General features: G+C 36.3%; 21 protein-coding genes. 13 read left to right on the forward strand and 8 right to left on the reverse strand.

Annotation, left to right across the window (positions count from 1 at the left end; translation table 11 throughout):
* The 8 genes from ACU8DI_RS09365 (at position 1) to ACU8DI_RS09400 (ending at position 5,556) form a co-directional block, all read left to right on the forward strand.
* Positions 1–342 carry an Hpt domain-containing protein gene (locus ACU8DI_RS09365; protein WP_447112513.1) on the forward strand — a complete coding sequence of 114 codons (342 nt, stop codon included), beginning with the start codon at positions 1–3 and terminating at the stop codon, positions 340–342.
* Complete coding sequence (locus ACU8DI_RS09370; RefSeq protein WP_447112514.1) at positions 342–1,589, forward strand: competence/damage-inducible protein A; 1,248 nt, start codon at positions 342–344, stop codon at positions 1,587–1,589. Before ACU8DI_RS09365 ends, ACU8DI_RS09370 begins: the two co-directional genes overlap by 1 nt.
* Positions 1,590–1,670: 81 nt before the next feature.
* Positions 1,671–1,907, forward strand: coding sequence for a 50S ribosomal protein L28 (gene rpmB, locus ACU8DI_RS09375; protein WP_299224996.1), 237 nt, complete (start codon positions 1,671–1,673; stop codon positions 1,905–1,907).
* Positions 1,908–1,934: 27 nt separating this feature from the next.
* Positions 1,935–2,117: a 50S ribosomal protein L33 gene (rpmG, locus tag ACU8DI_RS09380; protein ID WP_031444791.1), complete on the forward strand. Its 183-nt coding sequence runs from the start codon at positions 1,935–1,937 to the stop codon at positions 2,115–2,117.
* A 7-nt stretch (positions 2,118–2,124) separates the two neighbouring features.
* On the forward strand, positions 2,125–2,277 hold the full coding sequence (locus ACU8DI_RS09385; RefSeq protein WP_008271041.1) for a DUF4295 domain-containing protein: 153 nt from the start codon (positions 2,125–2,127) through the stop codon (positions 2,275–2,277).
* 144 nt (positions 2,278–2,421) lie between these two features.
* Complete coding sequence (gene ftsY, locus ACU8DI_RS09390; RefSeq protein ID WP_447112515.1) at positions 2,422–3,396, forward strand: signal recognition particle-docking protein FtsY; 975 nt, start codon at positions 2,422–2,424, stop codon at positions 3,394–3,396.
* A 2-nt stretch (positions 3,397–3,398) separates the two neighbouring features.
* The gene (locus tag ACU8DI_RS09395) at positions 3,399–3,827 is read left to right on the forward strand and encodes an SRPBCC family protein (RefSeq protein WP_447112516.1); all 429 of its coding nucleotides are present in this window, start codon (positions 3,399–3,401) and stop codon (positions 3,825–3,827) included.
* A gap of 58 nt (positions 3,828–3,885) precedes the next feature.
* Positions 3,886–5,556, forward strand: a complete 1,671-nt coding sequence (locus ACU8DI_RS09400) for an amidase family protein (RefSeq protein WP_447112517.1) — start codon at positions 3,886–3,888, stop codon at positions 5,554–5,556.
* Here ACU8DI_RS09400 and ACU8DI_RS09405 read toward each other — a convergent pair.
* Both ACU8DI_RS09405 and ACU8DI_RS09410 read right to left on the reverse strand, forming a co-directional pair.
* Positions 5,553–6,641, reverse strand: coding sequence for a serine hydrolase domain-containing protein (locus ACU8DI_RS09405; protein WP_447112518.1), 1,089 nt, complete (start codon positions 6,639–6,641; stop codon positions 5,553–5,555). The two genes, ACU8DI_RS09400 and ACU8DI_RS09405, sit on opposite strands and share 4 nt — an antisense overlap.
* Before the next feature lie 144 nt (positions 6,642–6,785).
* Positions 6,786–8,108, reverse strand: a complete 1,323-nt coding sequence (locus ACU8DI_RS09410; protein WP_447112519.1) for a fibronectin type III domain-containing protein — start codon at positions 8,106–8,108, stop codon at positions 6,786–6,788.
* A 127-nt stretch (positions 8,109–8,235) separates the two neighbouring features.
* On the opposite strand from ACU8DI_RS09410, the gene rimO reads away from it, so the two are divergent.
* Entirely contained in the window at positions 8,236–9,540 is a 1,305-nt protein-coding gene (rimO, locus tag ACU8DI_RS09415) for a 30S ribosomal protein S12 methylthiotransferase RimO (protein ID WP_447112520.1), read from the forward strand.
* A gap of 136 nt (positions 9,541–9,676) precedes the next feature.
* Here rimO and ACU8DI_RS09420 read toward each other — a convergent pair whose 3' ends face one another.
* Positions 9,677–10,630, reverse strand: coding sequence for a cadherin repeat domain-containing protein (locus ACU8DI_RS09420; protein WP_447112521.1), 954 nt, complete (start codon positions 10,628–10,630; stop codon positions 9,677–9,679).
* Between the two features lie 224 nt (positions 10,631–10,854).
* Positions 10,855–12,723: a tetratricopeptide repeat protein gene (locus ACU8DI_RS09425; protein WP_447112522.1), complete on the reverse strand. Its 1,869-nt coding sequence runs from the start codon at positions 12,721–12,723 to the stop codon at positions 10,855–10,857.
* Positions 12,724–13,182: 459 nt separating this feature from the next.
* On the opposite strand from ACU8DI_RS09425, the gene ACU8DI_RS09430 reads away from it, so the two are divergent.
* The 3 genes from ACU8DI_RS09430 to ACU8DI_RS09440 are packed head-to-tail and all read left to right on the forward strand — an operon-like array spanning position 13,183 to position 16,625.
* Positions 13,183–13,680, forward strand: coding sequence for a T9SS type A sorting domain-containing protein (locus ACU8DI_RS09430; RefSeq protein WP_447112523.1), 498 nt, complete (start codon positions 13,183–13,185; stop codon positions 13,678–13,680).
* 3 nt (positions 13,681–13,683) lie between these two features.
* Positions 13,684–14,331, forward strand: coding sequence for a hypothetical protein (locus ACU8DI_RS09435; protein ID WP_447112524.1), 648 nt, complete (start codon positions 13,684–13,686; stop codon positions 14,329–14,331).
* A gap of 11 nt (positions 14,332–14,342) precedes the next feature.
* Entirely contained in the window at positions 14,343–16,625 is a 2,283-nt protein-coding gene (locus ACU8DI_RS09440) for a hypothetical protein (RefSeq protein WP_447112525.1), read from the forward strand.
* 69 nt (positions 16,626–16,694) lie between these two features.
* Here the strand turns inward: ACU8DI_RS09440 and ACU8DI_RS09445 are convergent, their stop codons facing one another.
* Positions 16,695–19,187 carry a M14 family metallopeptidase gene (locus ACU8DI_RS09445; protein ID WP_447112526.1) on the reverse strand — a complete coding sequence of 831 codons (2,493 nt, stop codon included), beginning with the start codon at positions 19,185–19,187 and terminating at the stop codon, positions 16,695–16,697.
* A 119-nt stretch (positions 19,188–19,306) separates the two neighbouring features.
* On the opposite strand from ACU8DI_RS09445, the gene bshC reads away from it, so the two are divergent.
* Positions 19,307–20,908 carry a bacillithiol biosynthesis cysteine-adding enzyme BshC gene (gene bshC / locus ACU8DI_RS09450; RefSeq protein ID WP_447112527.1) on the forward strand — a complete coding sequence of 534 codons (1,602 nt, stop codon included), beginning with the start codon at positions 19,307–19,309 and terminating at the stop codon, positions 20,906–20,908.
* 52 nt (positions 20,909–20,960) lie between these two features.
* Here bshC and ACU8DI_RS09455 read toward each other — a convergent pair whose 3' ends face one another.
* From ACU8DI_RS09455 to ACU8DI_RS09465, 3 genes are all read right to left on the reverse strand, one after another.
* Positions 20,961–22,196, reverse strand: a complete 1,236-nt coding sequence (locus ACU8DI_RS09455; RefSeq protein ID WP_447112528.1) for a choice-of-anchor J domain-containing protein — start codon at positions 22,194–22,196, stop codon at positions 20,961–20,963.
* A gap of 57 nt (positions 22,197–22,253) precedes the next feature.
* Complete coding sequence (locus ACU8DI_RS09460) at positions 22,254–23,921, reverse strand: hypothetical protein (RefSeq protein WP_447112529.1); 1,668 nt, start codon at positions 23,919–23,921, stop codon at positions 22,254–22,256.
* Positions 23,922–24,153: 232 nt separating this feature from the next.
* Positions 24,154–26,019: a tetratricopeptide repeat protein gene (locus tag ACU8DI_RS09465; RefSeq protein ID WP_447112530.1), complete on the reverse strand. Its 1,866-nt coding sequence runs from the start codon at positions 26,017–26,019 to the stop codon at positions 24,154–24,156.
* Positions 26,020–26,064: the final 45 nt, after the last annotated feature.

Raw genomic sequence — 26,064 nt, forward strand, 5'->3', positions numbered from 1 at the left:
ATGGAGCAACATTACAAATTAGATAGAGTTAAAGAATTAGCAGACAACGACATGGATTTTGTTAAATCCTTAGCCGAAGCATTTTTGGAAGAAGTGCCAGAAGATGCTGAACGCCTTAAAAAGGCGGTCGCTGAAGAAGATTATTACAATGCCTATCAAGCAGCACACAAAATGAAGCCTACCATTGATTTGTTCGACTTGGGTGTTTTGCAAGACTTAATTGTCGTTCAAGACTGGGGCAAATTTGAAAAAAGGGGTGAAGATTGTTCTCAGGAACTAGCCTTAGTACTGAATGCTGTCGAAAATGCAACTGCTGAATTAAAACAAGATTTTAATTTATAATGCAGGCTGAAATTATTACCATTGGTGATGAAATTCTAATTGGGCAAATAGTTGATTCCAATTCTGCTTTTATTGCACAAGAGCTTAACAAAATTGGCGTATCGGTATTTCAAATAACATCGGTACAAGACGATCAAGCGCATGTCCTTAAATCGCTTGCGGAGGCCGAAACTAATGCCGATATTGTAATTCTTACAGGAGGTTTGGGCCCTACAAAGGACGATATTACCAAAACCACCATTGCTCACTACTTTAACGATACGCTTGTTGAAGATATTTCTGTGCGGAAAAACATAGAACATATTTGGGAAGTGTATGTTAAAAAGCCAATCATGCAAGTGAATTTAGATCAAGCACTCGTGCCTTCTAAAGCGACTGTTTTGATGAACAAATATGGCAGTGCTCCAGGAATGTGGATGGAAAAAAATAATAAGGTGTTTATCTCATTACCAGGTGTGCCTTACGAAATGAAGGCGTTGATAACTGATGAAGTCATTCCCAAATTAAGAGCTCGTTTTAAATTTCCTTTTATTCAGCATAAAACATTCTTGACCTACGGAATGGGTGAAAGTACCTTGGCAGAACGCATAGAAACTTTTGAAAATAACTTACCAGATTTTATCAAATTAGCGTATTTACCAAGTTTAGGTCGCGTGCGTTTACGATTGTCTGCTAAAGGGACTGATAAGGATACCATTCTAGCGGAAATGGAGAAACAAACCAACATATTATTACCACAAATACAAGATATTTTCGTAGGTTTTGAAGAGGATTTATCCATAGAAGCGGTCATTGGGAAATACCTAACTGAAAAAGGAAAAACACTCGCTACAGCAGAAAGCTGTACGGGTGGTTTGATTGCCGAACGCTTAACAGCAAACCCTGGAGCCTCAAAATATTTCAAAGGGAGTATTGTTAGTTATACTAAAGAAGTAAAGGTACAAGTGCTGAAAGTTTCCGAAGCGATTATTGATACCTATTCTGTAGTAAGTGCCGAAGTTGCAGAAGCTATGGCTCATAATGCCTTGCAGTTATTGGATACCGATTATGCTGTAGCAACTACAGGAAATGCTGGGCCAACAAAAGATGATACTACGGAAGATTTGGGTGTGGTCTTTATCGCCATAGCGACGAAAGATGCTGTCTATTCAGAAAGATTTAGTTTTGGTAACCATCGGGTGAAAGTCATCCATAAAGCCGCAAATAAAGCCTTTGAAATGTTACAGAAAGAAATTTTAAAAAAGTAACACTTTTAGTTTGTTGGTAATGTAAAGTTTTCTTAAATTTGCACCCTGTTTTAAATAAACATAAATAAAAGTTAGAAAGAAATGTCAAGAGTTTGTGAACTTACAGGAAAGAAAGCGATGGTTGGGAACAACGTTTCTCACGCGATGAACAAAACGAAGCGTAAATTTAACGCTAACTTAATTAAGAAGCGTTTCTACATTCCTGAAGAAGATAAGTGGGTGACTTTAAAAGTCTCTACTTCAGCATTAAAGACGATCAATAAGATTGGTATTTCTGCTGCGATTAAAGAAGCTAAATCCAAAGGATTTTTAAAATAATAGCATAACGCGTTAAAGGCACGTACAATGGCAAAGAAAGGAAACAGAATACAAGTGATATTAGAGTGTACAGAGCATAAGGAATCTGGTATGCCAGGAACTTCACGTTACATTACTACAAAAAATAAAAAGAATACGCCAGACAGAATGGAGATTAAGAAATTTAATCCTATCCTTAAGCGTATGACAGTTCATAAAGAGATAAAATAATTAAGTCATGGCAAAGAAATCAGTAGCATCATTACAAACAGGATCTAAAAGACTTACAAAAGCGATCAAAATGGTAAAATCACCTAAAACTGGCGCTTACATGTTTGTTGAGTCAGTAATGGCACCAGAGTTTGTCAATGATTTTTTAAACAAGAAATAAATTAGATAGTTGTTATCTAATGTAGAACTGCTTTCATATTTGAAAGCAGTTTTTTTATGTCTATATTTGAGGGGTTTTCTGCCAAATTAGCAGGAAGTAATTTCGGCGCGACATTTGCCATGTACCTTTTATAATGATTAACCAATGAGTTTTTTTAAAAACATATTTTCTTCGGAAAAAAAAGAAACCCTAGATAAAGGGTTAGAGAAATCGAAAACATCATTTTTCTCTAAATTAAACAAGGCAGTCGCCGGGAAGTCTAAAGTTGATGACGATGTTCTGGATAACCTCGAAGAAGTTTTAGTCACTAGTGATGTTGGCGTCAATACGACACTAAAGGTGATTGAGCGCATTGAAGAACGAGTGGCCAAAGACAAATATTTAGGGACTTCTGAATTAAATAAAATTCTACGTGAAGAGATAGCGGCTTTATTGTCTGAAACAAATTCTGGTGAAGACACCGAATATACTATACCACAATTACCACCTCAAGAAGATGGTTCTAAAACGCCTTATGTCCTTATGGTGGTTGGCGTGAATGGCGTTGGAAAAACAACCACTATTGGAAAACTAGCTTACCAATTTAAAAAGAAAGGTCTTAAAGTTGTTCTTGGAGCGGCTGATACCTTTAGAGCAGCAGCCATAGATCAACTTCAGGTGTGGGCAGATCGTGTGGATGTGCCCATGGTAAGACAAGAAATGGGAAGTGATCCAGCTAGTGTGGCATTTGATGCATTACAATCTGGTTTGAATCAAGATGCGGATGTGATCATTATTGATACGGCAGGTCGTTTGCACAATAAGGTGAATTTAATGAATGAGCTGAGTAAAGTGAAACGCGTCATGCAGAAAGTCATAGGTGATGCGCCTCACGACGTCTTATTGGTATTGGATGGTTCTACTGGTCAAAATGCTTTTGAACAAGCCAAACAATTCACTGCAGCAACCGAAGTCACCACTTTGGCGGTCACTAAATTAGATGGTACAGCTAAAGGTGGTGTTGTTATTGGCATTAGTGATCAGTTTAAAATTCCTGTGAAGTACATTGGAGTGGGTGAAGGTATAGAGGATTTACAGGTGTTCAACAAGTACGAGTTTGTCGATAGTTTCTTTAAATAATTATGGCACACGATATCTTTTTTGATTTTTATATAAAGGCTTCCAAAAAAGACGTGTTCGATGCCTTTACTTTGCCTGATCATCTCAATAATTGGTGGACCTTAAAATCCTCAGGCGCACCATTATTAGGAACCACTTATAACCTCAATTTTACAGATAAGTACGATTGGTATGCTGAAGTATCTGAGGTCGAAATTGGTACGCACTTTTATCTAAAAATGTTGGAGTCTGATTCTGACTGGGATCCAACAACCTTTGGAATTTCGTTGGAAGAAAAGAATGAACGAACGTTATTAAAATTCTCCCACACAAATTGGCCTAAAAACAATCATCACTACCGATTTTCTGCCTTTTGTTGGTCGCAGTTATTATTAGGTCTGAAAAATTACGTTGAAAAGGGAGAGGTCATTCCCTTTCAGTATCGCAGTTAACTGTAGTCAATAATAGATTTTGAGGGATTTTTCCGTATTTTTATTAAAAATACAACTTATGAAATATCTTTCTATACTAGCCTTATCTTGCCTTTTATTATGTTGTAAGAATGCCACATCTGAAGCGTCTCGTGCTATTGAAGATGAAAAGGAAGTCAACGCTTCTGATGACATGAGTGCTATTTCTACAAAACCTTTTAGAGAGTTTAAGGTGTTGGATTCCAAGTATATTGATAACGATGCGCTCTGGCAGACATTCAATGCTGATTTAGCGGATTTTACTGAAGCCACTTACCAACAAATAAAGCCTTTGGTGATGGACCAAGATATTCCTACCTTACACAAGCACATCCAAGAGGGGCAACTAACTTACGAACTTCTGACCAAATTTTATTTATATCGGATTCGAAAATATGACCGTATGAATCCAAAGTCACTTAATGCAGTCATAAGCTTGAATCCAACAGCTATAAAAGACGCTATCGCTAAAGATGAAAAGTTACGAACCATGGATGTTTCTCAAAACTTTAATTACTCGGTGTATGGTATGCCTATACTTTTAAAGGACAATATCAATGCTTCTGGTATACCAACTACGGCTGGTGCTGTAGCGCTTCAAGATAACAAAACCAATGATGCCTTTATTGTCAAGCAATTAAAGGCTCATGATGCCATCATCCTAGGAAAGGTAAATTTAAGTGAATGGGCGTATTTCTTTTGTGGTGATTGTCCTAGTGGGTATAGCGCTATTGGTGGTCAAACCTTAAACCCTTATGGAAGAAAAATCATAGACACGGGTGGTTCGAGTTCGGGAAGTGCGGTAGCTGTTGCGGCAAATTTTTGTGCAGCAGCGATTGGCAGCGAAACTGCAGGTTCTATCTTGTCACCTGCAAGTCAAAATTCAGTCGTTGGTTTAAAACCAACCATTGGTCTTGTGAGTCGCTCGGGCATCGTGCCTATTTCTTCAACCTTAGATACGGCTGGTCCCATAACGAGAAGTGTTAGCGACAATGCTATTGTTCTAGATGCCATATTTGGAGAAGATCTATCAGATTCAAAATCGATAAAGAACGAATGGCAAAGTCCGTTCTATCCAAAAAAACTTGATGATGCCACTTTAAAAAGCAAACGGTTTGGTGCTTTTAAGAGTCTAATGGATGACTCCCTTTATGTAGCAGCTATTCAAACATTGAAAAATCAAGGTGCTGAAATTATAGACATCGAAGCCCCTGAGGTAAAGCTACCTGATTTTATTCGCTTGTTGAATTTAGATATGAAAGTGGACCTAGCAAAGTATTTTAAAAATCATATAAATCCTAATATTGATTTTACAACCATTGAAGATGTTATTGCTTATAATCAAAAAGATAGTTTAAACAGAATGCCTTATGGACAACAATTATTCTACGGAATTTCTCAAGATTCGAGTACTGCGGAAGAATTTGATATGATTAAATCCGTCTTAAAAACGAATGGCCGACAGTTTTTTGATGAGCCTATGGCAGCCCACGATTTAGATGGTATACTTTCCATAAATAATTATCACGCAGGCGAAGCGGCTGTGGCAGAATATCCTGCTATTACAGTGCCAATGGGTTATACCAATGAAGGGGTTCCTAAAGGCTTAACCTTTATAGCCAAACCTCTACAAGAGAAATTATTGTTAGACTGGGCTTATGTATATGAGCAAACATCAAAAAAACGACAAACACCTGAAGCTTATCGCTAATTGATGACCGCATTGATTTTTGACCAAAGCTCATTATCGAAATCAGAGAGTCCAAAATTGGTATTGTTGGCCGATTCTCCCATTCTTACAACCACTAATTGTTGACTGGGCACTATATAAATTTTTTGATCATTTTTACCAAGTGCAGCAAACATGTCGTTGGGAGCATTTGAGATTAATTCTCCAGAAAATTCAAACTGACTTTGTGGCAAGTGATAGCTTGTTTTCCCATTGAGCCACCATAAATAGCCGTAAGCCAAGTTCACATCTTGTGAGGTATTGGTGGCTTCCGATAGAAAGTTTTCTGAAACAATTTGTTGATCGTCCCATTGACCATTCGCATAAATCATGAGTCCGAATCTAGCCATACTTCTCGTGTTACTCCAATACACATTTAAATTATCCAAGGCGATCCAACTACCATTCATACCTATTTTGTTTTTTAATCTAGTGTTAAAATAACTGTCCCAGTCAGTGTTAGAAGCTTGTGCTACTACATCCTGCATTTTAACATAAACATTGTGGTAAGCCCAACGTGTGCCTGCATCTGCCACATATAAAAGGTTTTCAGGAGTGACATCATCACCTGTTTCATCACTCAAACCAGATGTCATTGACAATAAATGCTTATTCATAATGAGGTTTTCCTTGTCTAAAGGCGCACTAGTCCAACCTGTACCTAAATAATCAGAAACTTTAGCATCGATGTTTAATAATCCTTCGTCCTGTGCAATGCCAGAAAGGGTTGCAGTTAAAGTTTTGCCAGCACTGGCCCAATACCAAAATGAATTTTGATTGTGATTATTGAAATAGGCTTCGACGACTATTTTACCATGATGAAGTACGATAAAACTTTTCGTGTTTTTTTGCTCTAAAAAATCGAGTAGCGGCTGAAGTTCTTCAGAATGCCAGCCTAATTCGGAGACAGATTTGGTGTCCCATGTGTCTGAATTTAACGGCGGAAAATAAATGGCTTCGGTTTGAGGATCTGGTTCATTTTCTGTAGGGCCTTCAGCGTCATCCGAAGAACAATTCCACAAACAAACCATACAAACAAAAAGGCGGAGTAGATTTAGAGGTTTCATAAAACACATTTTTACATTAGACTAATATGGCTAACATTGGTTTAATCCTTTGATAACAAATATAGTAAGTAATGAGATGTTATTAAACTGAAATAGCCTGAGGGATGAACTCAGGCTATTTATATTAAACAATGATTTATGCTCTTATTGCTTTGTTAAGCTAAATGAGGAATTAAATGGTCCTCCACATGAATTTGCTGGATCTTCAAGATAGTTGATGACAATAAAATTATCTTCAAGACAAGCGTTGGTGATCACTGTATTATTAGCACCTGCATCGGTTAAGATATAATTGCCAGTACCACAGCTAATAGAAGGATCTACAACACCTAAGGAGATACTGCCATCAGTATTTATTTGTATGGTAATCTCTTCCAATTCATTGTTGAAAATTGGCAATACGTTTGAGAAAAAGATTCTTTTACTCGGATCTGATGGGTCAACGCTCAAAGTCACTATACCACTCGCAAAATTTTCGGTACCATTTCCTGGTCCTACAGTCGCATCGACATCTTGAATTAAATAATCACCTACAAAAAATGTTTCATCAATCGGGTTGGTCGTCACGACTAAAGCATCCGTATACGCACTAAAGCCTTGTGATCCACAATTTGATCTTACATACACTTCGTAAGTCGTACTTGGAACTATATTCTCTGTCAGTACAACCATTGTATTTGATGTAGGAATAACGGTACCTGTACCTAAAGAAAAACCAACTTCGCCATATTCTACTTCCCAAGAGGTCTCGTTGTTAGCGTTCCAAGCAACTTCAAAAGAACAACCCGTCAAGTTAGCGAAATCTAATCCTAGAGGCATTAAACATGCTGCTTCTGTAGTGAAAATAAAAGGTCCAGCATAATTACTCGAGACTGAGCTTGAACAATTAGTTCTTACATAAAATTCATATGGAGTTGATGGTGTGAGGCCAGTCAACTGCAGGTCGTTAATTGATGTTGTTATAATGGTGCCATTACCAATTCCAAATCCAGAAACACCGTATTCTACGTCAAAAGTAGCCGTTGATTCATTAGAAACCCAGAATAACGTAGCGCTAGAGGACATGATATTAAATGCTTGTAAATCTGTTGGACTATCACATGTTTGTTCAAGTGTCGTAAAATTAAACGGTCCTGTGAAACTACTCAGTCCGTTCTCATCACAATCAGTTCTCACATATACTTGATAAGCCGTATTGCTCGTTAATCCATTCAATGTTGTGTTTGTGTTATTTGAATTGACGGAGGTTCCATTTCCAAGACCAAATCCAGTTTCACCATATTCAATAATATAACTCGCACTAGTCTCACTAGAAGACCAATTAATGGTGGCAGAATTGGTTGAAATTGCGCTACTCGCAATGTTGCTTGGAGCACCACAGGTAGGGTCGTCATTGTTAGTCTCATCATTACTAGAGCATGAATAAATCAGGCAAATTATTGAAACTAGTGATAAAAGTTTTTTCATTTGTTTTGATTAAATTTTAATTTGAACACAAATATATAAGTATTTGTATAAGATTAGAGGAAAATAATAAAAACGCTAAAATGTTTATCGCAAATCATTCTGTATCTTTGCAGCCTGAAATTTGATTATGAGAACTAAATCGCTTAAAAAGAATAAAATCAACGTAGTGACTCTAGGTTGCAGTAAAAATGTCTACGACAGTGAGGTGTTGATGGGGCAGCTCAAGGCAAGTGGAAAGGACGTGGTACACGAAGAGGAAGGAAATGTTGTTGTCATCAATACCTGTGGTTTTATCAATAATGCGAAGGAAGAGAGTGTCAATACGATCTTAGAATTTATGCAGAAGAAGGAAGCTGGAGACGTTGACAAAGTCTTTGTGACAGGGTGTCTTAGTGAACGTTATAAACCAGATTTACAAAAGGAAATACCTAACGTAGATCAATATTTCGGAACCACTGAATTACCGCAGTTGTTAAAAGCGCTCGGTGCCGATTATAAGCATGAATTGATTGGGGAACGTTTAACGACTACACCGAAAAACTATGCCTATTTAAAAATTGCCGAAGGTTGTGATCGTCCGTGTAGTTTTTGTGCCATTCCGTTAATGCGAGGAAAACATAAAAGTACACCCATCGAGGATTTGGTAACGGAAGCAGAAAAATTAGCTGCCAATGGCGTGAAGGAGTTGATTCTGATAGCACAAGACCTCACTTATTATGGATTGGATTTATACAAAAAAAGAAATCTGGCCGAGTTATTAGAGCATTTAGTAAAAGTTGAAGGTATTGAATGGATCCGATTACACTATGCTTTTCCTACGGGATTCCCAATGGATGTTTTAGATGTGATGAAAAGAGAGCCTAAAGTTTGTAATTATCTCGATATTCCATTACAGCACATTTCAGATACGATATTAAAAAGTATGCGTCGAGGGACGACTCAGGAAAAAACCACAAAATTACTGAAGGAATTCAGAGCTAAAGTCCCAGAGATGACCATAAGAACTACATTAATTGTAGGCTATCCTGGAGAAACGGAGGCAGACTTTCAAAACTTAAAGCAGTGGGTGAAAGACATGCGTTTTGAGCGTTTGGGTTGTTTTACCTATTCTCACGAAGAAAATACCCATGCCTATAATTTAGAAGATGATGTTCCAGAAGAAGTTAAGATAGATAGAGCCAATCAAATCATGGAAATTCAATCACAAATTTCATGGGAATTGAATCAGGCAAAAATCGGACAGGAATTTAAGGTGGTGATTGACCGTAAAGAAGGTAACTATTTTGTGGGACGCACGGAATACGATTCGCCCGATGTGGATAATGAAGTTTTGATTGATGCGACTAAAACCTATCTTAAAACTGGTGAGTTTACAAAGGTTAAAGTGATTGAAGCTGAGGATTTTGATTTGTACGCTGAAGTCGTTCAGTAGATTTATTCACAATTTTTAGTATTAATAGAAGTACGTTTCAACTAAAATTGTTTAGTGTTCGTCTTTGCGATTATTCACATTAAAAAAAGGATAAGTAAATACACTTATCCTTTCTAAACAAACTAATGGTTTTTGGCTAATCCCATTGCTTTATCGTGGTACTTAAACCTTGGTATAAATACGCTCTGTTGGTACTGTCGTTAGTTAAATCTTCAGCATCACCAGACTCATAAAAGTAAGAGTTTCCGCTTGTATTTTTATAACCAATAGTATTGGATTCATAAATACCTAAGTATGCGGTTGTAGAGGTTGGGGCATTATTTCCTTTTAGTACAAAATAATTAAATCCTGCATGGTGTTCTGGAAGATTAGAACCCATAGTTTCAAAATTGTTTTGATATGATGTTTCTGAGACCTTAACCTTAGTGTCTACTATATTATTTTCATTACAATAATATCTAAATGCGAATAAATAGCTGCCTTCAGGAAGTGTTGCTGCATTGTTGATAGAAACTGTAAAATTGGCACCTCCTGTATTAATCCCAGATGTACTTTGAAACGCATCATCTGTTTGTCCACTTTTCGAAACACTAGATAGATAGTTAGCTAGGTCGTTGTATTCACTTTGTGTGATACTTATCCATTCACCATTAGAGGCGTTGATATAAGCAGTTCTTGAATTATTTAAAAAAGATGAAATATCATCCGTGTTATTAATTGAAATAATAATAATTCTGTTTTCGGTTTCTGTACCGTTGTTTACATCAACTGTCACGGTAATTACAGGATTTGTTTCGTAATCAAATAATTGCCAGGCTAAAACACGTAACTCACCAGTAGCGCTATTGATATTGAGTGCTTGAGATATAGATTGGGATGTGATACTGAAGTTTAAATCTCCCGATAAACTAGAGGTGACGGTCGTAATAAGATCCCCTGTATTAGGGTATTCATTGATAGAAACCTCTATATTATTATTCGTTGGTGGATTATTTGAAGAATCATCCTCATCACTGCAGGATGCAGTAATAAATAGTATGGATAGTAGGATAAGACCTATTTTAAATGGGTTGGTTTTTGCGTAATTCATAATGCTCATGTTTTGTGGTTTGTTATAAGTTTTCGTAGCGACTTGCAACTGGTATGTCTGCAGCAATACCAGAGCAAGGCACCACAAAACTGGTTGTCAAATTAATGACATAACAAACCTATAATCAGATAATTGTATTATCAAATTATGGCAGTGGACAATCTGTGGACACCTTAAATAAATGAATTGGACAAATAGTGGACTTGTATATTTGTATTGTCGATTTACAGGTCTATAACTAATTCTTGTAAGGAGTCTTCCGTGGTCAAATTGAGCTTTTTACGTAGACGATATCGTGCTTTTTTGACGCCTTCTGAGGAAATATTCAAAATATTGGCAATTTCCTTTGATGATAAATTCATCTTGAGCAAGGCCATTAAACGGAGATCATTGGTGGTGACCTCTGGAAAAGAGCGTTTCACATTGGCATTGAAATCTTTATGAACATCTTCAAAATAGGTTCTAAATTGTTCCCAATTAGTGTCATTGTTGATATCTATATTGATAGTGTTGATGACTTTTTGGAAGTTTCTAGAATTGTCAGCGTTTGATTTCAATGCTTTTAATTGGGATTTCAAATCCAGTAATACCTCATTTTTGTGTGCTAAGTGTAAAGCGTGGGTGGTTAATTCTTTTTCTTTAAACTGAAGTGAATTATCTAATTTTTCACGTTCTACTTTATGGCGTTTCATTTTTTGTCGAAGTCCATAGATTAAGGCTCCTGCAAAAAGTACCAGTAGCAGACTACCAATTCCTAATAGACGTTGTCTATTTTTTGAGATGTCCTCCTTCTGCTTAAGAACTTCAATTTCAGCTTTTTGAAGTGCGAGCTCCTTCTCTTTCTTTTCGGTTTCATATATGGTCGTCAGCTCTTCTATATTGCGTTCGTTGTTTACTTCAGACAAACTGTCCTTCAGTTGTATAAACTGCAACTGATCCAAATACGCTTGTTTATACTGCCCTCTATTAAAGTTGAGTTTTGATTTAAACAAATAGAACTCTTGTGACTCTCTGGGTGCATTAATAGTATCTGCAATAAGTAGTCCTTCGTTATAGGAAGTTTCAGCTTTTTGATAGAGTTTCATATTATCATAAACTTGGCCTAATACCAGTAAGGTTGAATATATGGCGTTAATATTTTGCTCTTCTCTAAACGATTTTAATGTGCCTTCCATAATAGATTTAGCTTCTTGATAGTCGCCTGTTTCATTCAAAATTATGCCTAGATTAATTTGCGATATATTATAACTATTGGTCATCCCTTTTTCCTTAGATATTTCCAATGCTTTTTCAGCATATTCCTTAGCATTATCAAAGGACTTCATGGCTATAAAAGAATTTGCAATTCTATTGAGTGTCATGACTTCAAATTCAATATCTTCTTCAGTTTGGTAAACATCTAATGCTTTTTTGTAATATCTTATAGCGTCATCATAATTGGCTCTTTGGAACTCTATTTCACCAATATCTTTAAAGAGATCGGCTTTTCTCAGTGCCTGTCCTGAAATGGTATCTATTATTTTTTGTGCGGCTATCGCATTTTTATAGGCCAGCATATAGTTGCCTTTATTTCTGTATATACTGCTTTTATTGGTTAGTGAAATACTTACATCGAGCCAATCTTTTAATTCGCGAGCTATGGTAGTGGATTTGTCTGTAAGTTCAAGAGCTTTGTCATAGTCTCCTTTTAATCGCATAGCGTCACTCATACCAGAATAAGTATAGCCTTCTAACTCCCTATTTTCAGTCTTTTGAGCGAATTTTTGAGCATTCTTATAATAGTAAATGGCAGAATCTAAATTGATTCTTTTCATGATTGAGCCCATTCTATAATTCGCTGTTGCTAGGCCTAAATTGTCGCCAAGAGACTCAGAAAGTTGTAGCGCATCCATCACATAGTCTTTAGCTTTGTTTGGGTCTTTAAAGCGAATGCTAGTGTATAATTGTTCTAAAGTTCTCAGTTTTTCTAAGCCCTCTTGTGACTTAGAAATATGTATTAAACTATCGTGCTCTGATGTTTGCGCTTGTAGTGTTGTAACTAATGAAGCCGCAATAATAATGATGATGTATTTATGCCAGTTTTGAAATGTCATATCTTTTGATTTAAAGTTCATTAACTAATTCTTGAAGAGAGTCTTCAGTGGTGACATTTAATTTTTTTTCGTAAAGGATATCTTGTCTTTTTAATTCTTTGAATAGAGAAAATAAAAGAAATTCCAAGGATCTAAATGACATTAGAAACGTTTGTATGTCCACCTCAAAGTAGACATTATTATGCGATTTTAAAAAAGGGACAAAATTTAGGTTTGATTGAGATTGCATGTTTTGTCGAGGTTCGTTTTTCTGTTATTAGTTATTTTTTTAAACAAAACTAATTAATTGTAAAACAACGTGTTATATTAAATATTAAGACATTAAGATAACTCATATAAATATCCATAAAATTTTGAACGACGCATTTATTTTATAGTGGACAAATAGTGGACATCGCGTTTTTTGCTTTTTTTTAGAGATTCCCTGTCCTACCTTCGATAAAATTAAACGTGCTAATTATGTCACATCAAAACTGGATTTTTACAAGTTTAATGCTCTTCTCTTTATTAGGATATGCGCAAATTTTAAAGCGACAATCTTTGGGAATTCAAGGATCAACGCACATTGTTTACGCCAATGCGAAAAGTTATTATATTCAAGAGAGTATTGGACAACGAAGTGTTATTAGAACATATGATGCCAATGACTATAGTTTACGTCAAGGCTTTTTGCAACCTATTGATGCCTCATTGCTTTCAAAAAACTTAGATGATAACTTACTGGGATACTTCTATCCAAATCCATTTGTTGATCATGTAAATGTGCAATTTCAAGAGCCTGTATTTGATGTGATAACCGTCACAGTTCATGATATTTTAGGTCGATTGGTTTATGAGAAGCGCTTTGATCCATCGCAAACGATTATCATCAATTTTGGAGATTTAAGTTCTGGAAGTTACCTCTTTCGATTGCAAATGCGAACAGAAATTATGATGGCTAAACTCGTGAGAAGATAAGTTATGAAGCGATTAGTCATCTTATTCTTTTTAGCCATTACGAGCCATTCTAATAGTCAACAAATGTATATGGAAATAGGAAAAACCAGTTCTGGATTTGATTATAGAAATTCATTAGGTGCTGAGCTTGAGAATTTACAATCTAAACCGAATATGTATCTCAAAATGGGCTATAGAGATGTCATTGACAATAACGAAACCCTCTTTTTTTCTTTAGGTGCTAATTATAACGGTTATGGCGCGATAGGAAGTGATAGAACTTTAGATAATTTTTTTGAATGGGATGTCACTTATGTAGGTTTTCAGGCAGGTTTAGATTATCGGCTTTTTCGTTTGCGTGACTTTTCTTTTTACCTAAAAGGGTCTGCTTCTGCGGAGTTCCTGATTCAAGGAAATCAGACCATTAATAATCAGGTATTTAACCTTGTAGGTGAAGAAGAATTTAACAATCATATTTTTTTTGTTAGGGGAGGACTAATGATGACCTATCCCATTTCAAGAAACACTTTAATAACAGCTAATTATAGCTTAGGGAAAACCGTATTACTTGATAAAGGCAATGCATCAGATCAAGAAGAATTACGACTCACAGCGCATCAATTTGGCTTTGGAATTATCATTAGTCTGCCCAATTGTAACTGTCCATTTTAAAACCAATAATCATGAATTTTCTAAAGAGACATCACGACCAAAAGAAAAGCAAGAACTACTTACTTAGTCAAACATTAACATGCTTATTCGTATGTATTATGCTGCATACTGCGGTATTTGCGCAAACTGATGGAATTAATTATCAAGCTGTTATTATCGATAATAATCCTCAAGAAATTCCAGGAGTAGATATCCCAAGCAATAATTTGCCAAATCAACCATTAGAAGTGCGTTTTACCATTGAAGATGATGCTGGGATCGTTGTGTATCAAGAGACGCATCAAACCGAAACTGATCCTTTTGGAATGATTAATCTCATGATTGGCCAAGGAGCAATCACTTCCCAAAGCCCTTCCGTGTTTGACCAAGTATATTGGGATCAACCAAAACACTTAAAGGTTGAAATTGATTTGTTTGATGGTAATGGCTTGGTCCTTTTCAGTCATCAAAATTTGACATATATCCCTTATGTGAGACATCGTGAGATTATAGCCACTTCTACTTTAGATGTTGATGGAGCGACCAATTTAAATAACAGCTTGTCGGTTAATAACGAGAGTCCAACAACTCTGAGTGGTACGCTAACAGTGGATGGAGAAACCAATATTGAAAGTGATTTTTTTGTCAATAATGAAAGTACAACGACCCTATCTGGAGATTTATATGTGTTTGGAACCGCGTTTTTTACCGATGGCGTATTCGATAATCTCACCGTGAATCAACATTCAAGCTTAAATACTCTGACAGCAGATGGTGAGACCAATATTAATAATGCCTTTAATGTGAACAACGCGAACCTGACCAACTTAACAGGCAATTTGAATGTGGATGGAAGAACCGATTTAAATGACGACTTAGAGGTGGATGGTTTGACTGTTTTAAACAATAATTTAAATGTTGAAAATGCGGCACCAACACATTTAACAGGATCTTTGCAGGTGGATGACAGTAGTAGTTTGCTAGGACCAGTTTTGATCCGAGCAGAAATGCCACTAGACACAGATTTCTCTTATGATGCTTATCCCTTAAAGGTTGAAGGAAGTAAAAATGGGATTGCAATAAAGGTCACTGAAGTAAGTCCTGGACGAAGTCATAATTTTGTGTCCTTTTGGGATGATAATGGAACTATCGTTGGTCGTATTGAAGGTTTTCAAACGCTTTCAGGCATAAGTAGAGACATTATATTATCAATCATTGATGAACCCGATGAAGATGAGGCTGAAGACATTGAAGATGATGACAATGCACCACCTCCAGGAGTTCCAGGAGTTCTCCTGCAATATTTCAATAATGATTATACGCTAGGACTACTATTTGAAACGATTGATTTTGTGGAAGCACTCATTAATTTTGGAATTAATTTAACGGCATGTATTGTTGGTATTGGCCTTGCAGGTGATTGTGACGACGTCGTTTGGGCGACCGTTCAGTCATTTACTCAAGGTATACAATTATCTGCTTATATCCTGTACAATGAAATCAATAAAGGTGTAGCTTTTGAATCTGGTGGTGCCGATTATGCCGAGTGGTTAAAAAAGTATGATAGGGATGAAACGTTTACTTTTGGTGATGTGGTTGGTGTTAGAGGTGGCGAAATTTCAAAATCATTTGATACAGCAGAACAGTTTATGGTAGTCTCTCAAAACCCGATGGTTATTGGAGCAATGCCACCTGAAGCGAATGAAGGTGATTATAAAGAAATCGCGTTTTTAGGTCAAATTCCGGTGAAGGTCATAGGTAAAGTGAACAAAGGCGATTATATCCTTCCATCTGGAAATTTAGACGGATTGGCAATGGCTGTAAGTCCTGATGCAATGAAAGCTCTGGATTATAAAAGAATTGTAGGTGTGGCTTGGGAAGCTTCTAAAGGAGATGCAATGTTTTCATATATCAATACTGCCGTAGGAATTAATTCGAACGATATGTCAAATGTCATTAATCAAATGCAACAAGTTATGAATCAGATGCAAAAGGCATTGGCAGATGTGAACCCAAATTATAAGCCTTTATTTTTTGATACAGATGCGAATGTAACTAATTTGAAGACATCTAGTCAATCGAAGTCACCCACCCTTCAAGCTTTGGTTACATCTCAGAAATATCCTGATAAAAATGCTATTGACATGATGAAATCTTTATTTGAAGATGCTGATAATGACATCATGAAGTTGGAGAATTTTCCATATTTAGAAGAGGTGCTTAATCATCCAACTAAAGCCAATATTGAAGCATTTAATAATCATTACAGAAAAGTATTAAAAAATCTCAGAGCTATTGTATCAGAGCGAAAATAAAAGGTGGCGTTGATACAACAAATAAATGTTATTAAAACCTTTTTCGAGTTTTTATCAATATTTGGATGCTTACAACTCGTATAAATTATTATTTACAAAGAAAATGGCATTGGCAAAAAAGAGTTTTCCATTTTCCCAAAAACTCCTAAACATGACATTTTCAGCCATGTAGATGATGCTTCCATTTCCCATACGTTGTTCGCCAAAAATTAAAGAGTTATCCAGTTTATTCAGAGCCGCTTTACCCGCAAACCCTGAAATGTTTTTTGGATGATCTCCTAAATATGCGACGTTATAACCTTTATCGAGTAAACTAAATGATGAACTACCTCTTTTGAGTGTAAAGTAATGATCTTCATATCCAAAAGCCATAGGATGTGTAGGGTCCACATCCGTTTTAAAAATAGCACCAGTGATGAGGTTTTTAGTATTGTCACGTTCTCTATCGGCATATTTAATGCGTTTGGAGTCGTCTTGGCTCTCAGATGTATCTTCTACTTTGTTGCGTTGTAATCCGAACCCTTCTTTACCAGCGAAACTATTTAAAGCACCATCAATAGCGATTAATTTTCCTCCAGATCTGATCCATGATTTGAGTTTTTCCATGAGTTTATCATCTAGCAACCCAGTATAATAGCCATTTGGCAAGATTAGTACGTTATATTTTGAGAGCTGTGTGTTGCTTAAATTTTCTGTGTTTACAGATGTCACAGGGTAATGAAGTTGTTGCTCGAAAAAGTGCCATAACTCGCCATAATTGTTAGGGGACGTGTAGTTGCCAGACAACATGGCGATTTTCGGTGGATTAACCAATTTGATGTCTGGTGATCCAAAATCGGGACCAGACGTTGAAAACCCTGATGATAATGCTGTCAATACCCTTTGATTCTCATCAGCTATTTTAATCACTAAGTCGTCAAATTTTTCAGTCGATTTATTGTCACCTCTTACGATAATTAAGGAGCCTCTATTAAAAGTTTTTCCTTCTGAAGTAAACGGTTTTTCAGTAAAACGGACTTGAATGTCGGCTTTCAATAAAGCTGATAAAAACTGAGCATCATTAATACTGTTCCAATCAATGGCATATCCTGCAGCCTTAGGTTCAGGATTGTTTTTTGCTACCATAGTGGACGTGCTCGCTACTGTGTCAACTTCTGTTTTACTAGCAATCGCGTCAAAGCCATAAGCGTAAGGAATTGACCAGGCAGTAATGTCGTATGTTAATGAATCTGCAAGTTTTGCGTCCGGCTCGAATAACACCTTAACCATTTTTCCTTTGGGCTGATTGGTAGGCACCACGAGATCATTTTTCGTTGTATTCATTTGACCTGGTTTCGCACTTTTATAGTCATACCCAGTTACTTTGTCTACTTTAGCAAAACCGTAGGCGATCTCATGCTTATCTAATAAGGCTGTCAAACGATCTATCTTGTCTTTATGTCCTTTGAGAACATAGCTTTTATATCTTAGATTCGTATTGTCAAAAAATTTAGCAAATTCAGTGTTTAGTTTAGTGGCATTTTTAGACGCTATTTCAATGGTGGACAGTCCTGTGGTTGTATGATGTGTCATTCGATCTACAAGTGTTAGAACGTTTCCTTCATCATTTAAAATACCTAATCCCGCAAACCCATGGCCTGCTTGTTCGTAAGTCATGCCAATAGCTCCCATAAATGTTGGGTAGGTATCGCCATAGCTTGGATATAATAAATCAAAACGCTCTCTGGTAAAATATAACCAACCTTCAGCATCAAAATATTGCGAATGGTTTTTTCCAATTTGCGTTTGAAAATCACGCTGCCAATCACTAATGACTTCGTGAAAAGGTTCGGCGGCAGGCGCGAAATAGTACGGCTCATTGATGCCTTGTTCATGAAAATCGACATGAATATGCGGCAACCATTTATTATAAACTTTTAAACGTGATGCTGATTCCACCTGTGTGGCCCATGCCCAATCTCTGTTGAGATCAAATAAATAATGATTTGGTCGTCCACCTGGCCATGGCTCATGGTGTTCACTGGCTTGTTGGTCAATGTCGTATGGCACACTTGCCGTCTCGTGGTACCAATTGACATAACGATCGCGACCATCGGGATTAATACAAGGATCTATGATAACTACGGTGTTTTCTAAATAAGACGCCTTTTCCGTTAAGAGTTTATAAATTGTATTCATAGCGGCTTCAGTACTTGAAGCTTCATTGCCATGTACATTGTAACTTAACCAAACAATCGCGATATCACTTTGAGTCCCTTTTCCGTTTAAAACACCTGCATTTCTGAGGTTGTTCTGTCTAATTGTTTCAAGATTATTTATATTAGCTTCAGAGGAAATATACGTTAAAATTAAAGGTCGTCTTTCATTGGTTGTTCCATAGATTTCTAGTTGAACCTGATTGGATTTTTCGTATGCAACATGATTGAAATAGTCGATAACTTCATGGTGTCTCGTAAATTTCGAACCTAATTCGTAGCCTAAAAACTCTGATGGCGATTTCAGTTGTGCCACTGCAGAAACTACTGTGAATATGGAGATGATAAACGCTAAGGATATTTTCATGGAAAAACGCTTTTGAATATGATTAGGAGTAAAGATAGGAAGGACATATGAATTAACTAAAATTTAGGACTTAAAAAAAATGAAGAAGTTTATCTTTACAAAAGAATTGAATCTTTACTATGCCAACCGATTGTATTTCCTTTAGGGACACTAATTATTTTTCTGAATTAATTTGCGATTATCTCGATCAACATGAGGCTTTAGCGCCTTTTTATAATCGATTCCCAAAACTTGATAATTTTGAATCCCAGATTGAAGAAAAGGCATCTCAATTTACGCTAGAATCTAGACAAGTTTTAGTTCAGTCTTTACATGCACAATACAAGGAAATAAGTATTTCTGACGCGACTAAGCTGAATATTGATTCATTAGGGGAGTCCAACACCTTCACGATAACTACAGGACACCAATTGAACCTTTTTACAGGACCGCTTTATTTTTTCTACAAAATCATCTCCACAATCAATTTGTGTGAGCAGTTAAAAACAACTTACCCGAATTATAATTTTGTGCCCATGTATTGGATGGCCACAGAAGATCATGATTTTGAGGAGATTAATTATTTTAATTTTCGTGGACAAAAAGTACAATGGGCTAGAGACGCTTCTGGTGCTGTTGGAGCCTTAAATTTAGACGGTTTAGATCAAGTCTATCAGGCATTTGCTAAACAGTTGAATACGACCACCAATGCTTCTGAACTTAAAGAATTATATCAAAAAGCTTATTTAGAACATGTTAATTTGACTGATGCCATGCGTTATTTGGTCAATGAATTGTTTAAAGATTACGGATTGGTCATAGTGGATGGTAATGATGCTCAGTTGAAGCGTTTATTTGTGCCTTATATGGAGGAAGAATTAGTGGCGCAAACGTCTTATGATAAGGTCTCTCAATCCAACGAAGAATTAAATGCTTTAGACGGAAATTATAAAATTCAAGTGAATCCAAGGAAAATTAACTTGTTTTACATCACAGAAGGTGTAAGAGAGCGTATTGTTGAGATAGATGGTGTGTATCAGGTCCTAAATACCGACATTTCTTGGAACCAAAATGACATTAAAAGAGAACTTTCGGAGCACCCAGAACGCTTCAGTCCGAATGTGATTATGCGACCCTTATTTCAGGAAGTCATCTTGCCAAATTTATGTTATATAGGTGGAGGCGGTGAATTGGCCTATTGGTTACAATTGAAGTCGAACTTTGAATCACAAAACGTGGTTTTTCCAATGTTATTACTTCGGAATTCTGTCTTGTTAATAACTGATAAACAACAGGAAAAATTAGATAAATTGGGCGTAAGCGTCAGGGACTTGTTTTTGAAGCAAAGTGAACTAAGGTCGAAAGTTACAAAGCAAATTTCAGATATTTCAATAGATTTTACACCTCAAAAAGAGCATTTGAAGCAACAGTTTAAAGATTTGTACGAGCTGGCAAATGAAACTGATAAATCGTTTATAGGTGCTGTGGCAGCTCAAGAACGTAAGCAAATTAAAGGTTTAGAGCATTTGGAAAAGCGGTTGTTAAAAGCACAAAAACGAAAACTGAAAGACCATTTAGAACGTGTCACTTTACTCCAAGATACCTTGTTCCCAAATCAAAGTTTACAAGAACGTCAAATGAATTTTTCGGAATTCTATCTAGAGTACGGTAGTTCATTTATTCAGAAATTAGTTAGAGAATTGAAACCTTTAGAAGGCACATTCTCTATTCTTACCTTATAAAAAAAAAGCACATCTTTCGATTTGCTTTTTTGTAAACTAAACTTTAAAAGTGTTATGTTTTAATAAATTTGAATGTTTTATAGTGCTCTAGTTTCAAAAAGTAGATACCCTTTTCTAAGTGTTCCACTGAAATTGGCCTGTTTTCAAATAGATATCCAGAGGACACTACTTTTCCCAAAACATTATATATGCTATATGTTTCCGTGGTTTTCATATTGGAAATAGAAATGTAATCTGAAGTTGGATTAGGATATATCGCTATTTCAAGTGATTCTTGAATTGTAGAGGCATGTAGAGATTCTTCCGTCATGCTAGTGCTAAATTTGAAGTCAGCGAAAGTTGAGGGATTTCCGTCAATATAAGCATTCCCTAGTGGATATGATTCTGGTGGCATACTTTCTATGGAAAGCGAAGTTACAGGAAACTCAAAGGTGTACATTTGATTGGCTTGTAAAGCTAGGTTACCATTTATACCAAATTGTAGAACACCATCAGCACCAACAGGGATCATATCATCAAAATCTTGACTATGAATAATAGTCCCACTAGCAAGATCACCTTCATAAATGTTAAAAGTGCCAGCTGCTAATAGCTGTTCTATTGAAGGAATGACATAGACATAAAACTGAAACGTATTGAGAGTGCCATAGCAAGGAGGGACAAACTCTTGGGCATAGAGTCGTGTTGTGCCATCAATTCCAAAATTATTATTGGAATCTGATACATTGTTAATATCACACACAATGGTGCCTGTGACTTCAATAGCATCCACGCGCCAATCGTCTTGGTATTCGTCCACATGCACAAAAGCAATGTATATTTGTTGTCCGTCGTAGGCCGAAAGATCTACCGTGATTTCCTCATAATTTAATGGATTAAACTCACCAAAAGTTATAACTGTGCTAAAATCTGAATGGGTCGTTTGAGAATTAGTTGATATTCTTATATCGTATTGTGAAACCCAAGTGTCACCATATTCTTCTCGGCTGAAAAATGTTAAGATAGCATTTGTTGAATTTGTCAAATCAATTTGCGAGGTCACTAACCATGATTCTGATGGTAATGTGCCAATATCGGAATACCTACTAAAAGCACATTTCGTAGCATTCAGGCCATTGTAGCTTTCTGTCCAATTGTGATTAGGATCATTGTCGTCAAGATCTCTAAAAGTTGCCCAACCTTCTGGAGGGAATGAGCTGCCTTCAAAATCTTCACTGAGTATGGTGTTTTGCGCTTGTAAACCTAAACCTAAAACGAGGAGAAGGCTATATGTAACGAAAGTTTTCATAATCTTCTGTAGTTTCAAAAAGCAAGTGCGATTTTCACGCACTTGCTTTTTATCATATTAATTACAATTTGCTGGAACGTCTTGGACATTACTTTCAGATTTAACGATTTTGTCTAAGGTTATGGTCCCTTTAAGGGTCACAACAATTGAGTTTGGTTCAATATCAGTAATAACGCCAGTAAAATTTGTTAAATAGAATAAGGTCCTTATCTCATTACCCGTAAGTGGTTGTCCGTTATCTGTGCCTTCTACACGTAAACGTTGTACGAAATTCACTTTAGTTTCAGGATAAAATTGTTGAACATCGTAAACTAAAGAGGCACTTCCAGAAGGTACAATGACTTCTCGCGAGGTAAAAAGTGAAATCTGAGTTGTGTTGTTTTCAACTTGCCAGCTGCTACTTGTTTCTGTTGCAGACCATGAATGCGAATAAGTGGATTCCAAACTGGCATTTACAGTAGTGCCAACGCCAAAGAGTTCTGCTGAAAATTCTACGTTTACTCCAGCCGTAACACTAATGTCATTTGAAGTGCTCATAGAAAGCGATTCTTCGAGACCAGCAGTAGTGGTTAAGGTTTCTGTAATTTCAGAATTTACGGTTTGAGTCAGGGCGCCACTTCCACAATTGGTTAATACACTGTTGTATTGAATGCCAAATTCTGGTTTTGGCAGTACTGGTTCTAAAAACGAGGTGCCGATTGTAGTAACATTCCATTCGATACCAGTCGATATCACACGCCAAAATCTCTCTTCAGATTGATTAGCATTCACCATTGGATCTACCGTTAGTCCATACTCTTCAACTTGTTTTATAGCTAAGCCATTGGGTCCAGCACCTAATGATGTGATAATATAGGTATCATTTTCAGCTTGCTCAAAACGAAACTTAAATGAATTATAATCAGATAAATTTTGAATGACAGTCAATGAGGTATTGTTAGATAACACTGGAGCATTATGAACGGCAAAAGGAATGGTATTGATAAATACTGGTGCTACCTTTATATAGCGTAATGATGCTGTATGACGAATGGCAAAGGTGTTGACTTCACCAGGAATTGGAATAAAGGTAAATCCGCGATCTGGTTCATTCCCATTAAATTCTGTGTTGTTCGCCGTAATAAGATCATTATAGGTTGTTCCTGGTAGGTGTCTCCACGCAAAACTGTTTCCACTACCATCGGCATTCATACGTTGAATGTAATAGGAGCTGTTTTGATTAAAACTTAAAGTTTGGTTCTCAGGTGTTTCCGAAAGCGTTGTTGCATTCGCAGTCCTGGCATTAGGATTAGACTGTAAAGAATATGTAAACGCTGGTTCAGTAAAAATGGTGGTCCCATTTTCATCTTTGTATTCTGCTGTAACTTGCACACCACTGGTCAGTTCAGTTTTGGCAGCATCACTTAGGCCTTCCAAAGGAATTTTGAGTTGTCCCATAAAGGTATGTTCTTCAATAGGGACTGTTTGCGAAAAATCACCAGAATTAGCGAGAATAGTAAGTGAAACTTGAGTAGGCTTATAACCTTTACGTACTAAAGGTCTTGCGTTCAAGATAAGTCCTATTTCGCCAGCAAAGGATTCAAAGTCTTCCTCAGTTATTTGTCCAGGTGATTCTATGAGCTCGCTGTTACCTGGGTTTTGAGGGTCTGAAGTTGGCTCTTCTTTTGAACAGGAGATCATGAAGTTAATAGTAACAAGTAACAAGATCGTTTTAAAAGATTTCATAATACATTGATTTTTGTGGTTTATTATATCGTTTTGTGTGTGACTTGCCCGAAGAAAGTCTGCAGTCTTTTCGAACAAGCACACCACAAAAACGGTTATTGTCAAACTAATGACGGAACAAACATATAGGACTGATTATCAGTATCAAAAAAAGGCTTGGGTACAAAAGGGGTACATAAAAAAACACCTGTGTTTACAGGTGTTTTAAAAGGTTTTAGTTTTAAGTTTTTATCTAAATGGCAATCACGATAGCTTCTAAAGAGTCATTAGGATTGATGCCCATTTTCTTACGAAGTCGTTGTCTGGCTTTTTTAATACCATCACTAGAGATATTTAAAATATTGGCGATCTCTTTCGAGGACAAGTTCATTTTTAATAAAGCCATTAAGCGCAAGTCATTAGGCGTAATATTAGGATATTTTTTTTGTGCATTGGCATTGAAATCTTTATGGACTTCTTCAAAATATTTCCTGAAATTTTCCCAATTATTATCATCTTGTAGATCAAAATTAATGGTCTGTATCAGCATTTGATATCCAGGATCAGCATTGGTATCGGCTTTGAATACCTTAGCTTTTTCTTTTAAATCGTTCAGAACTTCATTTTTCTTTGCTAGATGTAAGGCGTGCGTTGTTAATTCTTTGGTTTTATATTCAAGATCTTTATTTAAGTTTTCCCTAATGACTTTATTTTTCTTCATCTTTTGTCTGATAGCATAAAACAGTAATGAGGCTATGATAAGAAGACTAAGAATAGCAATTATTAGAATGTTGTTGCGAAGCTTTCCTGCTTGTTCTTTTTGTTTTAAAATTTCAATGTCTTTTTTCTGAAGTGCTATGGCTTTCTCTTTTTGTTCAGTTTCAAAAATAATCTTTTGCTCAATGGCTAATGCAGTCCTTAATTGTGAGGTTAGGGAGTCTTTTGCGTCACTACTTTCTTTATAAAGTGCCAGCGCGTTTTTATAGTCACCCAGTTTTTCCATGGCTAGGGATTGAAACTTTTTAGAAAAACTCAAATTGACCAAAGATTCATTTTTTTCTGCTAAATCAACACAGTTCTGGAAATAGTCAATAGCAGTTCTGTACTGTTTTTGCCCTAAACTAATACGTCCTTTAATTAAATTGTAGTTATAATCAACACTGAAGGTATTGGTAAGCGTCATCATGGATTGAGCCTGATTCACATAATCATCGGCCTTTTCGAAATTTTCACGATCAACTTCCAGAAGACCTAATCGGATGAGCGCTTGCAATTCATTCGTTTTACTATTGATGGTTTTTGAAATAGATAATGCTTCCTCAAGACTTTTTTTAGCAACTTCAAATTGTTTGAGTTTGATCTGTGATGTTCCTTTTAATCGAAGTAAATCTGGCATCATTCGTAAATTGCTTGTCGCTTTGGCAATAGTAATGCCCTCATCTAAATTGGAGATAGATGCTTCAAAATCGAACAATTCCTGATAAATTTTTCCAATTCTAAAATATTCTTGCGGAAGCCTCATCGAATCGTTTTGAGCTTCTTTTAGCTTAATGACCTCTTTGGTAAGTGCAATGGCAATATTCCGATGACCTTTATGCAGAGCAATATCAGATTTTCCCGATAATACAATGGCTATCAAAGAAGTGTCCTGGTACTTGTAGGCTATAGGCTCAATTTCATCATAAATAGACTGAATTCGATCATAATCACTGGTAAGCATTCTAACGATATTAGCCAAGTTGGACTTAATTGTAGCACCTTTGACACTATCACCATTTCTGTAGAAAAGATTGCCTGCACTTTCAACATAAGCCATCGCAGAGTCATACTTGTTTTGCGTGAACATGTATTGAGCTTTAACACTATTTAAATTTGCTAAACCCCTAAGACTTGCGCTTTTTTTGTATAAGTCTTCAGCAATCAAAAGATTGTTTTTAGTCGCATCAGGATTGCTGTTCATTGATAACTGAGCAATCTTTAAATGATTTAAAGCTTTGACACTATCTACTTTTGTAGTTTGAATCACGTTTTTTAAACTGTCAATCTGCTGTTCATTTTGAGCATAAAAAACACTTGTAACTAGTAGTAAAACGAAACTGATTTTCTTTGATCTCTTCATAAGGCTGTTTTCTAACAACATAAAGATAGTATTAATGGAAATAGC

The organism is Psychroserpens sp. BH13MA-6 (assembly GCF_052983595.1).